The sequence below is a fragment of the Bifidobacterium saimiriisciurei genome (assembly GCF_010667655.1).
Classification (GTDB): domain Bacteria; phylum Actinomycetota; class Actinomycetes; order Actinomycetales; family Bifidobacteriaceae; genus Galliscardovia; species Galliscardovia saimiriisciurei.
This window is the reverse complement of sequence record NZ_WHZU01000010.1, coordinates 76019-97620: the sequence shown is the minus strand read 5'-3', so window position 1 is coordinate 97620 and position 21602 is coordinate 76019. Positions and strand designations below refer to the sequence as shown.

17 protein-coding genes are annotated in these 21602 nt (G+C 61.6%); 2 read left to right on the top strand and 15 right to left on the bottom strand.

Features of this window, described 5'->3' with window-relative positions; all coding sequences use genetic code 11:
- Window positions 1-3 precede the first annotated feature (3 nt).
- Window positions 4-3486, bottom strand: a complete 3483-nt coding sequence (locus tag GFD18_RS07305) for a DEAD/DEAH box helicase family protein (protein ID WP_100510803.1) — start codon at window positions 3484-3486, stop codon at window positions 4-6.
- Window positions 3487-3999: 513 nt separating this feature from the next.
- Here GFD18_RS07305 and GFD18_RS10955 point away from each other — a divergent pair.
- Window positions 4000-4173 (top strand): hypothetical protein, encoded by a 174-nt coding sequence (locus GFD18_RS10955; RefSeq protein ID WP_165777265.1) that lies wholly within the window; start codon window positions 4000-4002, stop codon window positions 4171-4173.
- Between the two features lie 135 nt (window positions 4174-4308).
- Here GFD18_RS10955 and GFD18_RS07300 read toward each other — a convergent pair whose 3' ends face one another.
- The 14 genes from GFD18_RS07300 to GFD18_RS07235 form a co-directional block, all read right to left on the bottom strand.
- Window positions 4309-5415 (bottom strand): restriction endonuclease subunit S, encoded by a 1107-nt coding sequence (locus GFD18_RS07300; protein WP_100510802.1) that lies wholly within the window; start codon window positions 5413-5415, stop codon window positions 4309-4311.
- Window positions 5416-5605: 190 nt separating this feature from the next.
- Entirely contained in the window at window positions 5606-7093 is a 1488-nt protein-coding gene (locus GFD18_RS07295) for a type I restriction-modification system subunit M (RefSeq protein WP_100510801.1), read from the bottom strand.
- 255 nt (window positions 7094-7348) lie between these two features.
- On the bottom strand, window positions 7349-8485 hold the full coding sequence (locus GFD18_RS07290) for a proline racemase family protein (protein WP_100510800.1): 1137 nt from the start codon (window positions 8483-8485) through the stop codon (window positions 7349-7351).
- Window positions 8486-8588: 103 nt separating this feature from the next.
- The gene (locus GFD18_RS07285; RefSeq protein ID WP_100510799.1) at window positions 8589-9167 is read right to left on the bottom strand and encodes a TetR/AcrR family transcriptional regulator; all 579 of its coding nucleotides are present in this window, start codon (window positions 9165-9167) and stop codon (window positions 8589-8591) included.
- A 230-nt stretch (window positions 9168-9397) separates the two neighbouring features.
- Entirely contained in the window at window positions 9398-10135 is a 738-nt protein-coding gene (prdB, locus tag GFD18_RS07280; protein ID WP_094662941.1) for a D-proline reductase (dithiol) protein PrdB, read from the bottom strand.
- A gap of 57 nt (window positions 10136-10192) precedes the next feature.
- Complete coding sequence (locus GFD18_RS07275; RefSeq protein ID WP_100510798.1) at window positions 10193-10381, bottom strand: CBO2463/CBO2479 domain-containing protein; 189 nt, start codon at window positions 10379-10381, stop codon at window positions 10193-10195.
- Between the two features lie 79 nt (window positions 10382-10460).
- A complete protein-coding gene (gene prdA, locus GFD18_RS07270) occupies window positions 10461-12248 on the bottom strand; it encodes a D-proline reductase (dithiol) proprotein PrdA (RefSeq protein WP_163200257.1) in 1788 nt (595 codons plus the stop codon).
- Window positions 12249-12299: 51 nt separating this feature from the next.
- The gene (locus GFD18_RS07265) at window positions 12300-13505 is read right to left on the bottom strand and encodes a proline reductase-associated electron transfer protein PrdC (protein ID WP_163200256.1); all 1206 of its coding nucleotides are present in this window, start codon (window positions 13503-13505) and stop codon (window positions 12300-12302) included.
- Between the two features lie 400 nt (window positions 13506-13905).
- Window positions 13906-14715: an amino acid ABC transporter ATP-binding protein gene (locus tag GFD18_RS07260; protein ID WP_275575988.1), complete on the bottom strand. Its 810-nt coding sequence runs from the start codon at window positions 14713-14715 to the stop codon at window positions 13906-13908.
- 139 nt (window positions 14716-14854) lie between these two features.
- Complete coding sequence (locus tag GFD18_RS07255; RefSeq protein WP_163200255.1) at window positions 14855-15745, bottom strand: substrate-binding periplasmic protein; 891 nt, start codon at window positions 15743-15745, stop codon at window positions 14855-14857.
- A gap of 141 nt (window positions 15746-15886) precedes the next feature.
- Entirely contained in the window at window positions 15887-16552 is a 666-nt protein-coding gene (locus GFD18_RS07250; RefSeq protein ID WP_163200254.1) for an amino acid ABC transporter permease, read from the bottom strand.
- 1 nt (window position 16553) lies between these two features.
- A complete protein-coding gene (locus GFD18_RS07245; RefSeq protein ID WP_163200253.1) occupies window positions 16554-17198 on the bottom strand; it encodes an amino acid ABC transporter permease in 645 nt (214 codons plus the stop codon).
- Window positions 17199-17590: 392 nt separating this feature from the next.
- Window positions 17591-18298, bottom strand: a complete 708-nt coding sequence (gene orn, locus GFD18_RS07240) for an oligoribonuclease (protein ID WP_163200252.1) — start codon at window positions 18296-18298, stop codon at window positions 17591-17593.
- Window positions 18299-18396: 98 nt separating this feature from the next.
- Window positions 18397-19443 carry a LacI family DNA-binding transcriptional regulator gene (locus GFD18_RS07235; protein ID WP_225432966.1) on the bottom strand — a complete coding sequence of 349 codons (1047 nt, stop codon included), beginning with the start codon at window positions 19441-19443 and terminating at the stop codon, window positions 18397-18399.
- Window positions 19444-19810: 367 nt separating this feature from the next.
- Here GFD18_RS07235 and GFD18_RS07230 point away from each other — a divergent pair, with 367 nt between their 5' ends.
- Window positions 19811-21568 carry a glycoside hydrolase family 13 protein gene (locus GFD18_RS07230; RefSeq protein WP_163200250.1) on the top strand — a complete coding sequence of 586 codons (1758 nt, stop codon included), beginning with the start codon at window positions 19811-19813 and terminating at the stop codon, window positions 21566-21568.
- The last annotated feature ends 34 nt before the right edge of the window (window positions 21569-21602 follow it).

Sequence of the window (21602 nt, the reverse complement as noted above, 5' to 3'; positions counted from 1 at the left end):
TCGTCATGCGGCCGGTGCCAGCGCATTCGCGTTAATCTCACGAATGCGCGCCACGATGCCGGCCATATCTTCCGTCTTGAACAGTTTGAGCATCGGCCGCGGCCTGTCGAACGGGGACTTGAGCAGATCGCCCGGTTCCAGGTACCCGTTGCGTTCCACGTAGTCGGCGACCTTGTGCATGAAGGCGATTTGCGCCTGGCTCCACTCCCCCTCATGAAGATAGTCGCCGAGCGCCGCGTTGACGGCGTCATGGTCGAGTCCGGCTATGCGTCGGATGAGCACGCCGAACTGCTCGCCCCGATACGTGGCCTCATAGTCGTCGCGGCTGCCGAGCTGTTCTACGAAGATGCGTTCCAGCGCACTGTAGTCGTCGGCGGTCATCGGCTCGTTGTGCCGCAGTTTGCGAATCACACCGTCGTCCCTATGCTCATTGACGTAGCGGTTGACCTTGGCCTTGTAATCCGAATAGTCCTCGCGCATGTCGAACGACTGCCCGACGACGCGGCTGGTCACCGGGTCGGTCAGGTCGGTGATGACGGACTTGCGTCGTCCTTCATCGGCGATGAACCGGATGAGATCACGCAACGCCACGCGGATGTCGTCAAGTTCGGCGATGGATGCGCCTTCGAGATATCCGCCGTCGGACGAGACGCGGTCGATGACCGCCTTGTGTTCACGCACCGCGCCAATGGTCATACGCTCGCGCAGCTGCCCGACCGTCTTGCGTATCTTGGCCACGTATCCACGTACGTCACCGGCCGCGGAATCCCCGCCGTCGCCACCAGCCGCCGCGACCATGAGTCCGTACATCAGCACGTCGAACCGCAGCGCATACACGTCGTCGCCATACGCCGCCATCGGTGCCAGTTCGTTGACGATCTCGTGCACCGCAGCGCTTGAGAGGAACTCGAATGCCTTGCGCCGCCGGTAGCGTTCCACGGCTTCGCGCCTGAGCCGCACGGCGACAGTGGTGTCGTCCAGGGCGGCGATCTGCCCGCAGACGTCGTCGATGCAGCGTTCCCGCAACGCCATCGCCGATTCGTCGTCGGTGAACGCACTGGACTGCAACGACTGGATGAGTTCGGTTTTGCGGGAGAATATCCGTTCGCTCAGCGACGTGGGTACGCTGCTGCTTACCGTCTGCTGGTGCTGTCGGAAGAACGCGAAGTTGCCGCAGTAGTCGAAAATGACGAAATGATGTTTGCCCACATATTCCCCGTCATGTCCGTCGAGGTTCTCCACGCAGTCGAGTTCGGGGCACAGTCGGGTGCCGCGGCCGATCATCTGCAGGAATTTGATTTTCGACCGGACGCGTTTGAAGAACACGAGGTTGACGACCGCTGGCACGTCGACGCCGGTGTCCATCATGTCGACGGAGACGGCGACGACTGGGTTCGGCTTGTCTTTGAATTCCTTGATGATGCTGCTGGAGCGGTCGTCGCTGCTGACCACCACTTTGACGAATCCGTTCGCGCTCATCGTCGGTTCGAGCGCGGCGAACCGTTCGGCGATGAATCGCGCATGCGCCTGGTTCTGCGCGAAGATGATGGTCTTGCCGATTCGTTCGCCGCCGTCGGTGCGGATGCCGTGGTCGAGCAGGTCTCGGATGACCGTGTCGACGGTGTCGGCGTTCATCACGTACGTGTTGATGTCGGAGGCGGCCACATGGTCGGGCACTGACGGCGAACCGTCAGCCGACAAACCGTCAGAGACCTCGCCGCCGTCGGGAATCTCGCCGCTGCCGAAGTCCTCCTCGAACCGTTCCTTGTCGGCGTCGGAAAGTTCGTCGTAGGTGATGCCCTCGTCGATGAACTTGGTGGAGGCCTCGACGTTGAGGTATGGCACGAGCACATTGTCACGCAACGCGGTCTCGTATTCATACACGTAGGTGGGTACGCCGTGTTCAGCGTCGAAGAAATCGTAGGTGTTGCGGTCCACTTCGTCGCGTGGAGTGGCGGTGAGTCCCACCATGAGCGCGTCGAAATGCTCGAAAATCGTGCGGTATTTGCGGAATATCGACCGATGCGCCTCGTCCACGATGATGAGGTCGAAATGCCCGGACGAGAATATGGGACGGTCGCCGCCGTTTCCGTCGTCGGCTCTCGTGGTGTCGATGGCATTGATCATGGTCTGGTAGGTGGAGAACACGACGGTCGCGTCGGCGTCCTTCTTGTTCTTGCACAGGTTGCACAGCCACCAGTCGGGATAGTAGTCGCCGAACGCGCCCTTTGCCTGTTCGACGAGTTCCACACGGTCGGCGAGGAACAGCACGTTCTTCACCAGCCCGGACCGCATGAGCACGTCGGCGAGCGCGGCGGCGGTGCGGGTTTTGCCGGTGCCGGTGGCCATGACGAGCAGGTTGCGCCGGCGGCCTTCGTGGATGTTCTCGCATACCGCGTTGATGGCTTCCAGCTGGTAGTAGTGTTTGTCGTCGCCAGCGACGTTGCGGTTCACCGGTATCTTGCGTGGGTCGATGGCCTTGCCGCGCCGGGTCATGAGTCGTTGCATGTCGTCCTGCGCGAACACCTGGCCGACCTGCCGGTAGTGGCCGTGGTCGTCGACGATGTATGTCATGTACCCATTGGAGAGGAAGATTAGCGGACGGTACCCGTATTCGCGTTCCAGACAGTCGGCGTAGAGCGTGGCCTGCTGGAGTCCCTTGCGCGGGTCGTATGAGGTTCGTTTCGCTTCGATGATAGCGAGCGGCCGGCCGTCGCGGCCTTTGAGCAGGTAGTCGATGAGGCCTCGCCGACCGGGTTCGCCCTCCATGTCGGCGACTTCGCGTTCGGTTTCCACGTCGCGGTCCATATTCCATCCGACGGATTGGAGGTCGAGGTCGATGAACCGTTTGCGTGTCTCGTATTCGGAGTAGTCGAGTTCGTCGGAGACGGTGACGGGCGGCTGCGATTCCTTGCGTTGGGCGAGCTGGTCGCCGAGTTCGCGGATCTTGCGTTCGAGTTCGGCGATGCGGCCGTCTTTTTCGTTAAGCTGCGCCTCGGCCTGTTTGCGTGCTTCATCCTCACGGGCCTTACGTTCCTTGGCGTCGATCGCGCGGCGTATGGCGGGTATGGCATTGGGATCGAATCCGCGTTTGACGTAGTGGGTGCCGTAGCTGTAGTCGATCCATTCAATGAAGGCGAACAGCACCTGCAAGGAGAATATGGCGTCCTCGGGCTTGAGCCGGGAGTTGCGGTGGGCTGCGATGTTGCCGGCTTTGATGACGTATTGGAACATTTCGCAGAGTTTTTCGTCCATGATGGCGGCACGGAACGTGGGCTCATGGACAAGTGACTGCAGGTTGTCCTTGTAGGGCATTCGTATGGTCTTGTCGGCGGCGTACATCCATTTGACGGCGAGTTCGAAGGCACGTCGGGCGCTCAGCGCACAGATGGTGGGTGAGAGCGAGAGCGCCTGTTCGGCCTCCACGCACGCGCGGGCGAACATCGCATAGTTCGGTTCGTCCATCAGAAACGTGAAATTCCCCATGCCCGGCTCCTTCGCTTCGCAAGTCACGACATTTCTCACTTTACCCGCGCGACGGGGGCCACTTTCGTATTGTGCTCACTGATTCCCGCCGCGACACGCCGGCATGGGTGGGGTTTCATGGCGGGATTTAGTGAGTGATGGATGTTTACGGCGGATTCGGTGGGTAAAGCGAAAACATGAATGAACTTGAATGATGTCACTGCCGCACGCCTTTATGACAAGAAGTCTGGCCACCTTGCGGAGACCAGACTTCTTTTTAGCATAAATGAGGAGGTTAGTCCTGGGCGTAAGCCCGATAACGGTTCGGCCCGACAGGGCGAAAGTCTTTGGCGCCCGCCTCGATATTTGCCCTGAAGGTAACGCAGCCTTACCGCTACAACACAGCATAGCACCGGACTGTGAAGGATGCCGATAAACTAGGGGGACCAAACCGGATTCTGGTAACGCGGTCTCCGGCAAGGTGGCGGCCGGCCAGCCGGCCGACTGCCGGCATAAATGAACAAGGAGGTTTTCATGGAAGGCAACAACCATGACAACCGTCCTGAGCGACGCGACCGGGAATACCGTGAAGGATTGATGACCGGACTGCTGCTTGCCTTGGCCAACCAGGTTGGTCAGGAATGGTCGGTAGCCATCATCATCACGGCATTGGTGCTTCTGGCGCTGAGCCTGAGACGAGGCCACTGAGTCATTTCAGTGGAAACGGCCGACGCCCTTGCGGGGGTCGGCCCCTCGTTGCAACAGAGCTTCGATTCCTGATGGACAACGGCGTAATTAAGCTGAAATGCAGCGTGGTCCATCGTTCCGGCATCGGGACGACGCTCACGCGAAGTACTGCTGGGCAAGACTGTCGTAAAGCGTCCGCAGACGGTCACACTCCGCGGTAATCGTGGACTTGAGCAACTCCACCGACGTGACAAACTCCGCGAACTGATTCTGGAGGGCAAGAGGCGGGACGATAATCGGCAACTCGGCAAGCATACCTTGGCTGAGATTCGAGATGTTTGCTCCACGGGTGCTGCCCAACAACTGCTGTTTTAATTCATGATTGGACAACAGACTGTTTACGAAAAATGGAGTGACTTCCTTTGCGGTTATCCTAAGCCGAATGCAAAAACCACTGTATGCGACTCGTTCAAAAGGAGAATTTACAATCATATTCCGACCAACGAGTTTTTTGTTTCCGTTGGATCTCACAAACAAGATATCGCCATCTTCAAGGAAGCATTCCTTAGCAGGAGAGGAAGCAAGACTGACAAAGGGCACTTTTTCATAGGAAGATATAGATGTCCGTGACCCGAAGTCCGATACCCCAATAACCCGTATCGATTCTCCCTGTTCCGAACGTTTGAAGTTCAGACCATTTTTCAATGTTCCCAAAGACTTAAGGTATCGCTTCTGCCATTTCCTCGGATTGTCTACGGGATCCCCAAACATCTCGATGAATCGGGATTGGATAAGGGCGTCGGCCTTCTCCAACATCTGATCGGCGAGAGTGATTTGCCCTTGAACAGAGTCCAAAATCTTGGCGATTCGCCGCTGCTCCGCCGCATCGGGAACACGGAATGTACATTCCTTCAGCCATTTGAAATGACGAGTATAGCCTTCATCCGGCAAATCAACAGCCCGTAATGCATGGAATAGATATCGGAGGTTGTCTTCCTCACGCACCTGTTTGAGCACCTTCGTGCCATCGGCACCGATGAAGAACGGTCGTTCGGCATATTTCACAGCACGGGTATGATCACCGAACACAATGGCCGGCACATCACTGTACAAACCTTCCGTCGAATCCGCATAACCGGCAATGGCATTCATGCTTTGATCGATGATTGGATACTTGCCGGATTTCTTATACTGTTTGGCTGGAATTTTAGTCGCCTTGCGGGTCGCGTCAGAGAACACTTGTTTGAACGCGAGTCTTGTCATCGTTGTTTCCTTTCTTGGCCTCCGCTGGCGGGGGCTGGCTCGCGTAGCGAGACTGGGGGTGGTTGGTCACGGCCGGAGAGGCGTCCAACCACCCCCAGTCGGCTTCGCTGACAGCTCCCGCTGGCGGGAGCATTCTCCCCTCAGTCGGCTACGCCGACAGCTCCCCTCCAGCGGGGAGCCAATACGTCAATCACTCACCGTCCTTGGCAAGCATTGTGTCGAGATCGTTGAGGCCATTGACGAAACGGGCATTCAAGTCGTGCAGGTCGGCCATCAGTTCGGATGTGGGCGGGTATTCCTTTTTCTCGCATTCGACCTTCACGTATTTGTTGAAGCTGAAGTCGTAATCGTTCTTCACGATGTCGTCGCGGGTGATGAAGAAGCTTTTCTCCGTACGCTCGCGCGACTCCTCAGCATCCAGATCATTCCAACGCTCGATGATGTCGGGAATGTCGTTGTGGTCCGGATCCTCGTCTCGCTTGTCGTCAAGGGTGTATCCGTCGTGTTCCATGTTGTACAGCCACACGCGGTCCGTGCTATCCGGGGCATCGGTCTTGGTGAACACGAGCACGGCGGTGCTCACGCCCGAATACGGTTTGAACACGCCGGACGGCATGTAGATGATCGCCTCAAGACACTGGTTCTCCACCAGTTCCCGACGCAACTCACGATACGCCTTGGCGTTGCTACGGAACAGCACGCCGTTCGGCACGATGCACGCGCATCGACCACCCAATCGCAACATGCGCAGGAACAATACGACGAATAACAGTTCCGTCTGCTTCGTGGTGATGATGGTCTTCAACGAATCATCCACGTCCTCGGCGTCAAGCGAGCCGGTGAACGGCGGGTTGGCGAGAATACAGCTGAATTTCGAGCTGATGGTGTTCAGGCGGGAGAGACTGTCCTGATTGCGCACGTCCGGATTCTCCACGCCATGCAGCAGCAGGTTCATGGAGGAGATGCGCACCATGGTCTGATCGGTGTCGAAGCCGGTGAACTGCGGGCCGTCGAACAGGTCCCAATCATCGGAAGTCATCTCGCTCTCGTAATGGGAACGAATCCATTCGGCCGCGGAGATAAGGAATCCGGCCGTGCCGCACGCCGGGTCGCAGATCTTCTGCCCGGGCTGCGGGTCGACCAACGCGACCATCATGTCGCGGATGTGCTTCGGCGTACGAAACTGGCCGTTCGCACCGGCCGTGTTGAGCTTGCTCAGCATGTATTCGTACAGGTCGCCCAGATCATCCTGGTCCTTCACGTAATTGTCGAGCAGGTCGTCGATGCCTTTGACGGCCTTCTCCAGCGTCTTCGGCTTGTTGAACCCGAACTGGGCGTCCTCCATGCTGTGCGCGAAGGCGTTGTCGGCGTGCAGGTTGCGGATGAACGGGAACGCCTGCTGGCCCACGATGGCGAACATCTCCTCCGACGTGCTCGCATCCTTGAAATTATGCCAGCGGACGGCCTGACCCTCCGGAGTCTGCGGGAAGATAGGATCAGGGACCGGCACGCCGGTGAGTTCAGCCATGCGTTCGGCGGCAAGCGCCTTGTCGTCCAGTGACTTCATGAACATGAGGTACGTAAGCTGGCTGATCACCTCGACCGGGTTGGTGACGCCGCCCTCCCACATACGCTGCCAGATGTCATCAACCTTGTTCTTTACCGCCCCGGTGATCATCGCCGCCCTTTCGTCGCCAGTGTCGCGCTGTTGCGCTATCGCGTTAGTGCGCTATCGCGTTGTCGCGCTCCCCCAACTGTACGGCAAAACACTGTGCCGGCATAACGCTTTGCCGCTTTGCCGCTTTGCCGGCAAAGCAGTGTGGTTCATCTACGGGTTTGTGGGTCTACTGCATACATGGGAAGACCGTTTTCGTGGTCCTCACGTATGCAGTAGACCCACAAACCCATCTGATAGACCCACAAACCCATCTTCCTACACCAGGAATCCCTCGGGGTAGATGTCGGTGGAGTCGAGTTCGAAGGTGCTGACCCCGGTGATGAACGCCTTGCCGGTGATCTGCGGGATAATGGCGTCATGACCGGCGACCGTCGTGCGCGAGGCCGGGCATCCGAGGAACTTCGAGCCGGTGATCGACTCGAACACACGGGTCTCGCCGATGTCCATCTTTCCGTGGGCCACGAGCGCGGCGAGTTTGGCGCTGGTGCCGGTGCCGCATGGGGACCGGTCGACCTGACGGCCGCCGAACACCACGCCGTTGCGATAATGACCGGTCGCTTCATCGTATTGGCCGAATTCCACCAAATCGACGCCGCGGATGTCGACCAATGGGTGCCGCACGTCGATCTGTTCGCGGGCGGCGCGCAGGATGGCCATGCCGACGTCGGCTATCTCCTGCGAATGCGAGGCCTCGATGTCGTATCCGAGACCAAGCGAATCGAAGTCCACGAGCGCGAAGAAACTGCCGCCGAACGATATGGTGGCCTCGACGTCCCGCACCGAGTCCGGAATGCCCGGCTCGTCCACGTGAATCGTCACCGAATCCATGGCCACGAACGCGGGCACGTTGGTGAGCGTGGCGTTCTCCACCTCGTGATTGCGCACGTGTACGGTGACGGTGATCAGACCGGCCGGGGTGTCGAGACGCACGTCGATGTCGTCGTCCGCGATGGCGGCGAACGACGGGTATCCGCCGGTGACGAGGCCGGATTCCACGGCGAACGTGGAGACGCCGATGGACCCGTGCCCACACATGTTGAGATAGCCGCCCGAATCGGTGAACACGGCTCCGAGATCGGCGTCGGGACGGGTGGGTTTGAACAGTATGGCGCCGAACATGTCGCGGTGACCGCGCGGTTCGAGCATGAGAATCTTGCGGACGGCGTCGTATTCGTTGATGAGCTTGTCCCGTACGGCGATGGCGTTCGGCTCGGCGTCGAGCGCGGACAGCCCGCTGACGAGAATGCGCGTGGGCTCGCCCTGCGTATGCGACTCCACGGTGGTCAGCCTCGGACTGGATGCGAACATCGCATCATTGAGAACGGCCTTCGCGGCCGCCAAGGTCTTGGTATGGAAGGCGGACGGAACCTGTATCGTGCCGGCAACGTTCATCGTGCATCTCCTTGAAACGGCGCCTCGAACGCGCCTCGCGGAAGAACGATGCCGGCTGCGGCTAACGGACGGTTGCCGAGGGACCCCGGACCGGCCGCCGAATCTACAGATGCCGCACGAAGCGGTCGAGCACTTCGGCGACGATTCTGGTGGGCTCCCCCACCAGCGGCTGCGAGCCCTGATGCAGGCACCAGTCGTACAGCATCGATCGTTCCGCCATCGCATACAGGCGGACAATGTCATGCGTGGAATAGTCCCGCGTGATCTCGCCGCGGTCCTGGCCGCGGGCGATGAGCCTGCGGTGGATGGCGAAGTAGAAGCGGTCCTGGTTCACCAGCGACCGGTCTCCACGCTCGTTGAGCTGCGACGCCAGCTGGGCGCTGAGCAGTTCGACCGGCACATGCTGTTCAATCCAGCCGAACATCTGCACATTGAGATACGGAATCTGCTCGACGACCGATCCGTCGGGGTCGAGTTCGGCGTCCATCTCGCGGTATTTCTCGTCGAACACGTCGCTCAGGGTTCCCAGCAAAGCCGATTTGCCTTGGAAATGATGGTAGAACGTACCCTTGGCGATGCCCGCCTTGGCGATGATGTCATCGATGGTGGTCTTCTCGTAGCCCTTCTCCTTGAAAAGGTCCCAGGAAGCGTCGATGATGCTGCCTCGTGCGTCTCGTGCCATGGACAGGTCCCGCCTTTCAACCCATGTTCCCTCATGAAGTCGTCACGTAGACATGGATACGTGAGTGACTCCATCATAGAACCGTATCGTTTGGACGTGTTCCCGCCGAATGCACGGGCCGGCTGGATATGTTGTTTGATTCGTTGTGATTCGATTGGATTCGTCGTGATGTGGGCGGCCGGCCTTGCACGACATCCGTCCGTGCGTGGCCGGCCGGTTCCCGACGTCTGTCACACGTTGTGGCGGTATTCGTAGGGCAGGGCCTTCATCTGGCCGAAGTGGTCGAACTCCTCCATCGCGTTGAGGGTGTCCTTGAGGATGCCCATCTGCATCTGCGGGTTGTTCGGCTCGCCGGCGTTGGACCCGATCGGCACGAGCGGCGCGGTGATGCGCGGGGCGCCCTGCTGGCGGGCGATCGGCGGCAGGGCCGCGATGATGCAGGTGCTCATGCCGGCGGCCTCGCAGCAGCGCAGCACCAGCGTGCAGGAACGGTGGCAGGTGCCGCAGCCGCCGGTGGCGAGCACGATGTCGGCGCCTTCGGCCTTGAGCTTCTTGGCGATTTCGGGGCCGGTGACGTGTTCGAACTTGTCGACGTTACCGCCGCCGCCCATGAATCCGAAGAACGTGGGGACGAGCGAGCCGATGAAGCCCTCCTTGACGAGTTCGCGCAGTCGGTCGATGGGCAGCATGGCGTTGACGTCCTTGTTGATGTCGGAGTTGTCGAATCCGCCGTGCGTGACCATGAGCTGGTCGGACGGGGTGTCGCTCGGGATCTCGCGGTAGCTCCAGTCACCGGCGGTGTTGAACGGCGTCTGGTCCTTCTTGTGGATGCCGCCGGAGGTGATGAACGCGACCTTGCACTCGCTCAGCGGCTTGGTCAGCGGCGTCCAGACCGGCTTGGGGGTCCATGGCACGTAGATTTCGGACTTGAGTCCCTTGGCTGTCGTCAGCTTGAATGCGGTAGGCATGATGTGCTCCTTAGAATTCGATGACGTTTCGTTTGTGTGTTGTCGTTATGCGACGGGTCAGATGACGTTGACGTAGCTGAGGTAGAACTCACACTCCTGGCCGACCTCGAGCGGCTTGTCGGTGTAGATGAGCCGCAGCGGCAGCGAGAGCACGCCCATGCGTCCGTTGACGCCTATGCGCACGCCCACCTCGGTGACTTCCTTGATGACTCCCTTGAGCAGGAGCGGCTTGAGTTCCACCTGCATGACGTCTCCTTCATCGTCTGTGATTGTGTGGATGGATGGCCTGCCGGCCGTGTGGCCGGCGGCCGGTTGTCGCCTGCGATTACTTGACGAGCTTCTTGTTGGCCTCGATGACCGCCTCGTCCCACTTGTGCTCCGGCGGCTCGATGGGGATGCCGGCCATCTTGGTCTTGAGCATGAGGATGGCGCGGGCCGCGTCCTCCGGGGTGGTGGTGTTGTCGGCGAGGATCTCGTTCTCGAAGCCCTCCGGGTCCTTGTTGAGCTCGATCATGGCATCCATGTACTTGTTGCCGACGACCAGCTGGCCCTGATAGGCGGCGAAGGTGACGCCCACGACCGGAACCCCGCGCGAGCCGATGGCCGCGATGTTCTCGGAGAAGTCGATGTGGTTGTTGCCGAAGCCTTCGGTGGTCACGATCGCACCGTCGACCTCCATGGCCTCGATGAGGGCGCCGAGTCGTTCGGAGACGAAGGTCTTCTCATCATTGACCTGCGGGGAGCCGATGAACACTACGCCGGTCAGGTCGAGCTCCTCGTCGGTCTGCAGGGCCTCGACCATGGGCTCGCGGAAGAAGTGCCTCGTGATCTCCTTGGTGGCCGGTCCGATGCAGGCGAGCGCGTGGATGCCGCCATCGAGCACCTCGTTGGGGCTGAGGACCACGGGCACGTTGCCGAGGTCGACGTTCTTCTGGCCGCCCTTGACTCCGCAGGGTTCGGTGGGCACGAGCAGGTTGTCGTGCATGGCGCCCTGGCCCATGATCTCCTTGACGAGCACGACGCGCGGCTTGCCGGGGCGCTTGACGTCCCTGAAGGTCTCCTCCTTGACGGGCTTGACGCCGTCGAGGTCCTTGATGGCCTCGCGGCAGGCGTGCACGATCACGTCGACGGCGCTGTGGGCGGCGAACGGTCCGCGGCGCTCCATGCCGGTGCCTTCCTGGATCTTCACGTCCACGCGGATCATGATGTCGCCTTCGTCGGGGCAGCCCGGGCGTCCGTAACGGATCTTCTCGTCCATGTAGCCTTCGCAGGAGCCGAACTCGTGCACCTGCACGCCGGCCTCGTCCATGCCGGTGAGCACGAAGACCGCGCCGGAGAGCACGTTGGTCACGCCTTCGCCGAGCTTGCCTTCGGCCTTGGCGGCCACGGGGATGACGTCCATGATGGTGTTGGAGTAGACGTGGCGGTCGGCCGGGTCGATGACGGTCATCTCGACGTCCTTGACCAGCGGGTCGGCCTTCTTGGCGGCCTCGACGAGGGATTCGTCGATGGTGAGCACGCCGTCCGCATACGACGTGGCGTCGCCGATCACGACCTTGGTGACCGGATAGTCCTTCTTGACGAGCGTGCGCATGACCTTTTCGGCCGGCTCGGGCTCTTCTGCGGGGGCGGGCGCGGCGGCCGGGGCCGCAGGAGGCATCGGTGCGCCAGCGACGGGCGCGCCACCCGCCGGGAACACGAGGTCGAGGCCCTCGGCCTTGTCGAGGTGCAGGTGCACGTAGCCGTCAGAGGCCGGCACGGGTGCGGCCGGCGCAGGCGCGCAGCAGGAGCACGGCTCGGATTCGTCGGCGCCGCCGTCATCGGCGGGAGCCTCGTCCGCAGGCTCCTCTGCCGGAGCCTCCTTCACGCCGTCGAGCAGTTCGGGAGTGAGCTGGGTGAGGGCCTCGCCGTCGTTGATGAGCGTGGCGCCGAGCGCCTGCTGGATGGTCAGTCCGCCTTCCTTGAGCGTCATGAGGTTGGAGTCGACGAGGTCGGGGAAGATCGTGGGATCCTCGAAGTCGGCGGCGCTCAGCACGGTGCCGGCGGGACGGCGGCAGCACAGCACCGCCGGGTCGTTGAGATGCGCTTCGAGCGTTTCCTTGGAGAGCGACATTTCTGGTTCCTTTCCCTGTGATTGTTGATGAATTACGTTGTGGAAGTCTGGTTACGCGGCCTTCACGGTCTTGCGGAAGGCCCTGATGATGGGTTCGTCGCCGGCCCTCATGAAGGCGTCGGTGGCGTGGTGCACACGCATGCCGAGTTTGGGCGCCACCTGCATCACCGTGTTCGAGCAGTCGGTGCAGTGCGAGATGAGCACGCTGGTGGCACCCTCCTTCTTGAGTGCGATGATGTTCTGCGCCTGGCCGGGGCAGATGCCGGGGTTGCGGCATTTGAGCCGTCCGTTGGGCAGCCGGCATGCGTTCTTGCACAGGCGGACGTCCACGAGCGGCGCGCCCTTGGCCTTGACGATGGCCCGCAGCCTCTCCTCGCTGGCGCCGCATGCGCAGACGATGATGCCCATGGGGCCGAGGTCGGGGATTTCGGATCCGGCGATGATGATGCCGCCGCAGGTTTCGGATACCGTGCTGTCGAGCGAACCGAGGCCGCCCATGTACGGGCCGCCGATCATGATCTGCTCGTCGGCGGTCGGCTCGTGCACGTGCAGGGCGTCGAGCACCTCGCGAACCGTGATGCCGATGGGCACGTCGTAGACGACGATGCTCACGTCGTCGTCGAAGCCGCTGCCTTCGATGTGTCCGGCGACGGTGAGGTCCTTGGTGGTGACGGCCAGGTTCTCGATGACGGCATCGTGCACGCGCATCAATGATTCGACGTTCATGACGACGGCACTGGCCGCGCTGGGGATGGCGTCGGGCGGCAGCAGGGTGCCGAGCACGTCGCGCACGATGGCGCGTTCGTCGCCGGCCGGGTAGCGGTCCTTGAGGAACGCGATCTCGATGCCGGGGTCGACGTCGAAGTCGTATGCACCGGCCGCGGCGGCGTCGAGCGCCGCCTGCAGCGAGCGCACGGCCTTGATGTTCTTCGGCTTGATGGCCACGATGCCGCGTTTGGCGCCGACCTGCCTCATGGCGATGGTCAGTCCGGAGAGCACCTTTTCGGGGTCGGTTTCGAGTCGTGCGGTGTTGTGTTCGAGCAGTGGCTCGCATTCGGCCGCGTTGGCGATGACCGTCTCGCAGCCCTTGCCGAATTTCAGCTTCTTGAATGTGGGGAAGCCGGCCCCGCCCATGCCGACCAGGCCGGACGCCTCGATCTTCTCGAGCGGGGTCGCATCGGTATCGGCGAGTTTTTCGACCGGTATTTCGGCGAACAGTTCCGCGGATCGAATGACGTGATGCTGTCGTGCTGTCATGAGATCCACCCCTTTCTTTGTACCGTCCACGTTCGTTTTGCCAAAGAATTTTATATTCGTTGTTCTAGAACGTGTTCTATTTTTAAAGTATAGGCGCCCTTGTTACACGGCTTATTTTCTTGTGTTACCGTCAAGTTACCGGCGAAACATCTAGAACACAGTACAAAAAAGTGGTCTTCCTTGCGTCAGCAAGAAAGACCACTCCACAGGACGGATTTCCCCATCCCCTCAGTCCGCTCTCGCGGACAGCTCCCCTTCCCCGAGGGAAGGGGAGCCAGAAAACACGCGCACACTCTCTTGGCCCCCTCCCGACGGAGGGGATTTTGCCGTCAAGCAAACGGCAGAGCCGTTTGTAGGCACAATGCGAGCCGACAGGCGAGCCAACGACAACGAAACCCACCTATCTCCCCACCGCGCTGAGGAACTGCCTCGTCCGCTCGTTGACCGGATGGGCCATGATCTCCTTGGGATCGCCCTCGTCGATGATGCGCCCGTCGGCCATGACGACCAGGTGGTCGCCGACGTCACGGGCGAAGCTCATCTCATGCGTCACCACGCACATGGTCATGCCGCCTTCGGCGAGCTCCCTCATCACGTTAAGCACTTCCCCGCTGACCTCGGGGTCCAGGGCGGACGTCGGCTCGTCGAACAGCATGACGGCCGGATCGAGCGCGAGCGCGCGGGCGATGGCCACGCGCTGCTGCTGGCCGCCGGAAAGCTGCGACGGCTTGTGGTCGGCGCGGTCCTCCAATCCCACGCGCTTGAGCAGTTCCATGGCCCGCTCCTCGGCCTCCGCCTTGCCGCGGCCGAGCACGTGCATCTGCGGGAACACCACGTTCTTCAGCGCGCTCATATGCGGGAACAGGTTGAATTGCTGGAACACCATGCCGCATTTGCGGCGCAGCGCCATGAGGTCGGCCTTGCCAAGATTCTCGGTGAAGTCCACGAACTGCCCGTCGATGACCATGTTGCCGTCGTCGGGCTGCTCCAGCAGGTTGATGCAGCGCAACAGTGTGGATTTTCCGGCGCCGGACGGTCCGATGATCGAGCACACCTCGCCGCGTTCCACACGCAGCGACACCTCGTGCAGGATGGTGTTGCCACCATACGACTTCACCACGCCGCCGAGTTCGATCATGTATTTGCTGTGGTCGATGTCGTCGGTGGTGTTGGCGGCCACGGATTGCGAGACCAGCGTTGCCAGTGTCATGATGATTTCTCCTTTGCCTGCGGCCTTTGCGGCCGCATCCGTCCGTTCGATACATGCCCGCGGAGGCCGCCGAACGTCCGTCCGGTGACGTTCGGTCGGCGGCTACCGTAGGCGGATATCAGCCGATGCCGCGAATCCGTCAGTTCGTGGCGGGGACGACGTACTGCTTGTCGCGGATCTTGGCGAGGCCTTCGTCCAGTCCGTACTTCTTGAGCGTGGGCTTGACCTTGTCGTCCTTGATGATCTTCTCGATGCCCTTGTCGAACGCCTGGCCGAGCGAGGTGTCGCCTTTGGTGTACGGGTAGCTCACCTCGGGCGGTTCGACGAGCGAGTTGATGCGCTTGTCGGGGTTCTTGTTGGCGTATTCGACGACGATGTTGCTGTTGCCCTTGAATTCGTCGACGGCGGTGCCGTACGCCTCCATGATCATGTCGACGCGGCCGGCTTCGAGGTCCTGCTTCATTTCGACGGAGCTCGGATAGGTCTTCACCTTGTCGCCGAAGACCTTCTGCATGTCGGCGAGCCAGGCATAGCCGTCGCCGATGCCGATGGACTTGATGCCCTTGGATTCGATGTCGGCGATGGTCTTGATGTCGACGCCCTTCTTGGAGGCGTAGCCGACGCCTTCGAGGTAGATGGAGTGCGGGAAGTCGACGACCTGCGCGCGCTTTTCGGTCACGTTGATGTCGCCGGTGGCGGTGTCGATCTGGCCGGAGGCGATGGCCTGCATGGCGTTGGCGAAGGAGGCCTGCTGGTATTCGACGTTCAGGCAGTTGGCGTCGGCGATCTGCTTGATGAAGTCGATGTCCATGCCGGTGGGGTTGCCGTTGTTGTAGCTGGAGTATGGCGGCTGGTCGATGACGCCGACGGTGAGCGTGCCGGATTTGATGGTCGTGATGTCGGAGACCAGCGGCGTACAGTTCGCTTTGGCTCCCGACGAGCTCGACCCGCCGCAGGCGGCGAGCGCGGTGACGCTCATGATTGCGGCGCAGGCCGCGGCCATCAGCTTCGTTCCTCGTGTGATGCGCATGATGTGTTCCTCTCTGTGATTGGCCGGCCGTGTTGTGGGCTGCGGCCGGCCGGTTGCGACCTGATTGTGTTGTGGGATATTGGGCGGGCGGCGGTTGGTCGGGCCGCCGCGGGCACGTTCGATGGGCGTTCGGCCGCCGTGTCAGTAGCTGAGCGCGAGCCGGCGTTCGAGCCAGCGGGTAATCCAGGAGGCGGGGAGTGTGACGACGGCGTAGCACAGTCCGGCGAGCACGAAGACGCGCAGGTATTGGAATGTGGTGGAGCCGTACGTGTAGGCCTCCTTCATGAGTTCCGGCACGGCCACGGTGTAGGCGAGCGACGTGTCCTGGAAGAGCAGGATGGTCTGGCCGAGCAGCGCGGGGATGATGGAGCGGAACGCCTGGGGCAGGATGACGTAGAAGAAGGTGACGCGGCCGTCGAGGCCGAGGGCGTCGCCGGCTTCGTTCTGCCCGCCGGGCACGGCCTGGATGCCGGCCCGGAATATCTCGGAGCAGTAGCACGAGTAGTTCCATGCGAGGGCGATGATGGCCGAGGGGAAGCTTTCGAGCAGGATACCGAAACCTGGCAGGCCGAAGTAGACGAGGTAGAGGATGATCAGGGCGGGCATGCCACGTCCGATTTCCACGATGACGAGGCCTATTGCGCTGACGACGCGGTTGCGGCTCATCACCATCATGCAGAAGAGCAGTCCGAGCGGCAGGCCGATGAGCATGGAGACGCCGGCGAGCGCGGCGCTGATCTGCAGGCCGTGGAGCATGTTCGGCAGGCCTTCACCCCAGAATTGCAGCAGTGGCTCCTTGGTTACCATGTCAGATCACCGCCTTGCGGAGGTTGGCGTCGAGTTTGCGCGAGAGCATGGCGATGGGGATGCTGAGCAGGATGTACAGCAGTCCGGCGATGGCGTATGGCATGACGCCGGCCACGGAGTTGATGTTCTGTTTGGCGTATCCCTGCGCCATGAAGACCATTTCGGCCACGGCGATGGTGGATGCGATGGATGAGTTCTTCAGCAGACCGATCGCGTATGTGGCAATGGATGGGCTGACGATGCGCGCGGCCTGCGGCACGATGACACCGAAGAACGATACGACGCCGGGGATGCCGAGCGCGGCCGCGGCTTCGTACTGGCCTTTGGGAACGGCCTGCAGTCCGCCGCGGTAGATGTCGGCGAGATAGCCGGCCGAGATGAGGCCGAGTCCGAAGATCGCGGCTTCGAGCGCGGTGATGCGGAACGCGGGCGTCGACAGTCCGAATTTCAGCAGGAACAGCCAGACGATCATGGGTATGCCGCGCAGCAGGTCGACGGCGAGACGGACTATCCATCGGACCGGTGCTATTCCGGTCCGCAGTCCCAGCGCCATGGGAATTCCGAGCACCGCGCCGATCGCAAAGGCCGCGACGGTGATGAGCAGTGTCATCGGAAGTCCGGAAAGCACTACGAGAAGCGGCTCCATACGAGCTCCCTTCACTAGCAACACAAATGAAAACCCCTACAGGGAAAATCAGTGGGAAGCGTTGGAATATCAGCCGTTTCGGCTTGTTCGCTTCCTCCCTGCGTTGGTCATTATTACAGCGAGGGAAAAGTCTCTTTTGTTTGCCGCCATGTAAAACGGGAGTGAACCATGGTCTAGTTCGTAGTCCATTCGTAACACATCCGACCGCCGCCCGATACAAAACGGCCGCCGCAGTCATCATCGACCGCGACGGCCATTGCATATATAAAGGCCCTATTTAGTAATCGGCCTTCTCAGGAGCCGAGCCGTCAAGCGGAGAGTCCGGTGGACTCTCCGTAGGCGAGGGGAGCGACCGCCAAGGTCGCGCACGAATACTCCGAGAGAAGGACGATTTAGTAATCGGCCTTCTCAGGAGTATTGACATCCTCCACCGGGTTGCCGCTCTCCTCGTACCTGCGCAGGAGGCTGGTGGCTTCGATGTCGGCGGCGATGGCCTTGGCCTCGTCGGCGTCCGGGCCGGGGGCGGGCGTGAAGAACGCCTTGCGGTAGTAGCGCAGTTCGTCGAGCGATTCGATGATGTCGGCGAGCGCGCGGTGGCCGCCGTGCTTGGCCGGCTTGTTGAGGTACACGTTCGGGTACCAGCGGCGCGAAAGCTCCTTGAGGGTGCTCACGTCGATGACGCGGTAGTGCAGCAGGCTCATGAGGTCGGGCATGTAACGGTCGAGGAACTTCTTGTCGCTGCCGACGGAGTTGCCGGCGAGGTGGGCCTTGCCCTTGGCGGGCAGCCACTGCTTCACGTATTCGACGACCTTGCGCTGGGCCTCGTCGAGTGGCAGGCCGTTGGCGTTCCACTCGTCGATGAGGCCGGAGGAGGTGTGCATGTTGCGCACGAAGTCGTTCATGTGCGCGACGGCGGCGTCGGACGGCTTGATGACGAGGTCGATGCCTTCGTCGAGCACGTTGAGGTCGAAGTCGGTGGGCACGACGGAGACCTCGCACAGTTCGTCGTGGAAGATGTCAAGCCCCGTCATCTCGCAGTCGATCCAGATCATGCGCGAGGCCGAGGAGTCAAAGGTCTCGTTGTCGTTATGCGATGCCATGTTCGCCCTTTCACCTGTGTAATGGAACAGGTAAGCATACCTCGGTCTCGCGATTTTCACCGAGAGGACGTTTCTTCCCGGCGCCCCTGCCGCGGCGTCTAGGCTTCGGATTCGGCGGCGGGGCCGGTGGTGTCGCGCAGGACCATCGATGTGGGCATGACGCCGTACGGCGTTTCGGGGCATTCGCCGCGCATGAGGGACAGCGCGCGCATGGCGGCCTGCCGACCGGTCTCCACGGGGTCCTGATGAATGGTGGTGAGCCCGGTGATGTCGGCGATGTCGCTGTCGTCGAATCCGATGACGGAGACCTCGCCGGGGATGTCCCAGCCAAGTCGCCGCAACTCCTTGACCAGCGCGGCCGCGCAGCCGTCGTGCTCCACGCAGATGCCGGTCGGACGCACGGGGGCGCTGAGCAGCTGGGCGGCGATGCCGGAATACTCCTCCTGACCGCCCGGCACGCCGGACCGCTTCACCGACGGAATGACGAGCACGTCCTCGTCGCGATAGCCGACCTCACGCACGGCGGCGCGGAACCCGTTGACGCGAGCCTCCGCACTGCAGGTGAACGGCGACGTGACCGGCTGTTCGATGTAGGCCAGATTGCGGTGTCCGAGCGAATGCAGCAGACGGACGGCGCTGCGCATGGCGGCGAAGTCGTCGATCCTCGCCGAAGCGTCGAAGCCCTCGTCGGACGGGTTGTTGAGGCCGATGACCGGCACGGTGAGCTCGGAGAGGATGCGCTTCTTGTCGTCATCGAGGTCGAACGAGACGACGATGACGGCATCGACGTTCTGGTTGTTCGGCAGCGCCTTGAAGAACCTGTCGAGGTCGCGCTGCTCCCACATCACATTGGGGATGACGTCATACCCCTGCTTGGACAGCACCTCGTAGATGCCTTCGAACGCATGGGAGTTGAACCAGCTGCTGATCTCGTTGGGCAGCAGCACGGCGACCTTCATGGTCTTGCCGCTCGCCAGTGACGACGCGCTCTTCGAAAACGAGAAGTTGAGTCGTTCGGCCGCCGCCTCGACGCGCTTGCGGGTGTCGGGATTGACCTTGTCGAGCCCCCGCAGGGCCCTGGAAACGGTGGACACGGAGACTCCGGCCTCCTCGGCCACATTGGAAATCGTGGTTCTTGCCATCATTCGCCTCCTTTGCCGACGTATGGCTGCTTACTCAGGTAATGGCCATTATACATAAAAACGCTTGCACATTTGACCATCGTTGCAATATCAACGTTTTAACGCTCACATTACCGCGACACGCCGATAACGTTTTGATAAATTTTATGCAAACGCTATTATCAATACCAACGCAACACCAACCGGGAACGGCACCCAAACAATCGCCTAAGATTCAACAGTCAAAGGAGACAACGAAAACGTAGGCAAAACTTAACATTTTCGAACCTTTGATTATCGTTTCCGTTAATGCAAACGCTTTTATAAAAAACTGAACACGCTGATACAAACGTTTTGACTAGAACGTTCAAAACCGATTCAAGGAGGAGTTATGGCACAGAACGCAAGCAGCGACCCGGCTCTGTGGTGGAAGCAGGCCGTCGTCTATCAGGTCTACCCCCGCTCGTTCAAGGATTCGAAGGGCTCCGGCCTCGGACAGATCGCCGGCGTGACCGAGAAGATCGACTACCTCGCCAAGCTCGGCGTCGACGCCATCTGGCTCAGCCCCTTCTACCCCTCCCAGCTCGCCGACGGCGGCTACGACGTTGACGACTACCGCAACGTCGACCCCAAGCTCGGCACCATGGATGACTTCGACGAACTCGCCAAGGCCGCCCACGAGCGCAACATCAAGGTCGTCGTCGACATCGTCCCGAACCACTCCTCCAACCTGCACCCCTGGTTCAAGGAGGCCCTCGCCGCGGCCCCCGGCTCCCCGGAGCGCGACCGCTACATCTTCCGCGACGGCAAGGGCCCCAACGGCGACATCCCGCCGAGCAACTGGGAGAACCATTTCGGCGGCCCCGCCTGGACGCGCGTGCCCGACGGCCAGTGGTACCTGCACATGTTCACCAAGGAACAGCCCGACTGGAACTGGAACAACCCCGAGGTGCGCGAGGACTTCCTCACCACCCTGCGCTTCTGGCTCGACCACGGCGCCGACGGCTTCCGCGTGGACGTGGCCCACGGCCTCGCCAAGGACCTCGACCGCGACGACCTCGACAACTACGTCGTGTGGTGCACCTCCGACCAGCCCGACGACGGCTCCCATCCGGTCATCGACCGCGACGAAGTGCATGAGATCTACCACGAGTGGCGCAAGGTCTTCAACGAGTACGACCCGCCGGCCTTCGCCGTGGCCGAGGCCTGGGTGCAGCCCAACCGCCAGTACCTGTACGCCAGCCCCGACGATCTGGGACAGATCTTCAACTTCGAATTCGCCAAGAAGGACTGGATTCGCGACGCCATGCACCAGGCCATCGAGGAGGGCATCGAAAGCGCCGACCGCTCCGGCTCCTCCGCCACCTGGGTGATGAGCAACCACGACGTGGTGCGCCACACCACCCGCTACGGCCTGCCGCAGGTGCCGACCAGCGAATACCACCAGCTCGCCAAGGACTGGGTGCTGCGCGACGGCACCACCTACCCGCTCGACAAGGAGCTCGGCACCAAGCGCGCTCGCGCCGCCATCCTCATGGAGATGGCCCTGCCCGGTTCCGCCTACGTGTACCAGGGCGAGGAACTCGGCCTGTTCGAAGTCGCGGACATCCCGTGGGACCGCGTCGAGGATCCGTCCGGCCACCGCACCTCGCAGGCCGCCAGCACCAAGGGCCGCGACGGCTGCCGCGTGCCGCTGCCGTGGACTGCCGCCGACGCCCCGAAGCTGGAGAACCCCGACGACGAGTTCGGCACCGGAGGCTCCTTCGGCTTCTCCCCCGCCGACGCCGCCGAGGAACCGCACCTGCCGCAGCCGGCATGGTACAAGGACTTCGCCGCCGATGTGGAGGACGCCGACCCGGACTCCATGCTCAACCTCTACCGCAAGGTCCTGGAGCTGCGCCACAAGCTGCAGACCACCGACCTGAGCATCGAATGGCTGCCCGAGGACCGCTCCAGCGGCAAGCCCGACGGCGCCAACGGCTTCACCGGAGGCACCATCGCCTACAAGCGAGCCAACGGCTGGGCCTCGATCACCAACTTCGGCGCAGATCCGGTCGACCTGCCCGCCGGCGAGCTGCTGCTCACCTCCGGTCCGCTGACCGAGGACGGCAAGCTCCCCCAGGACACCTCCGCGTGGATTCAGCTCTAACGCGCTACCCATTCGTTCCTTTTGACGATATGCG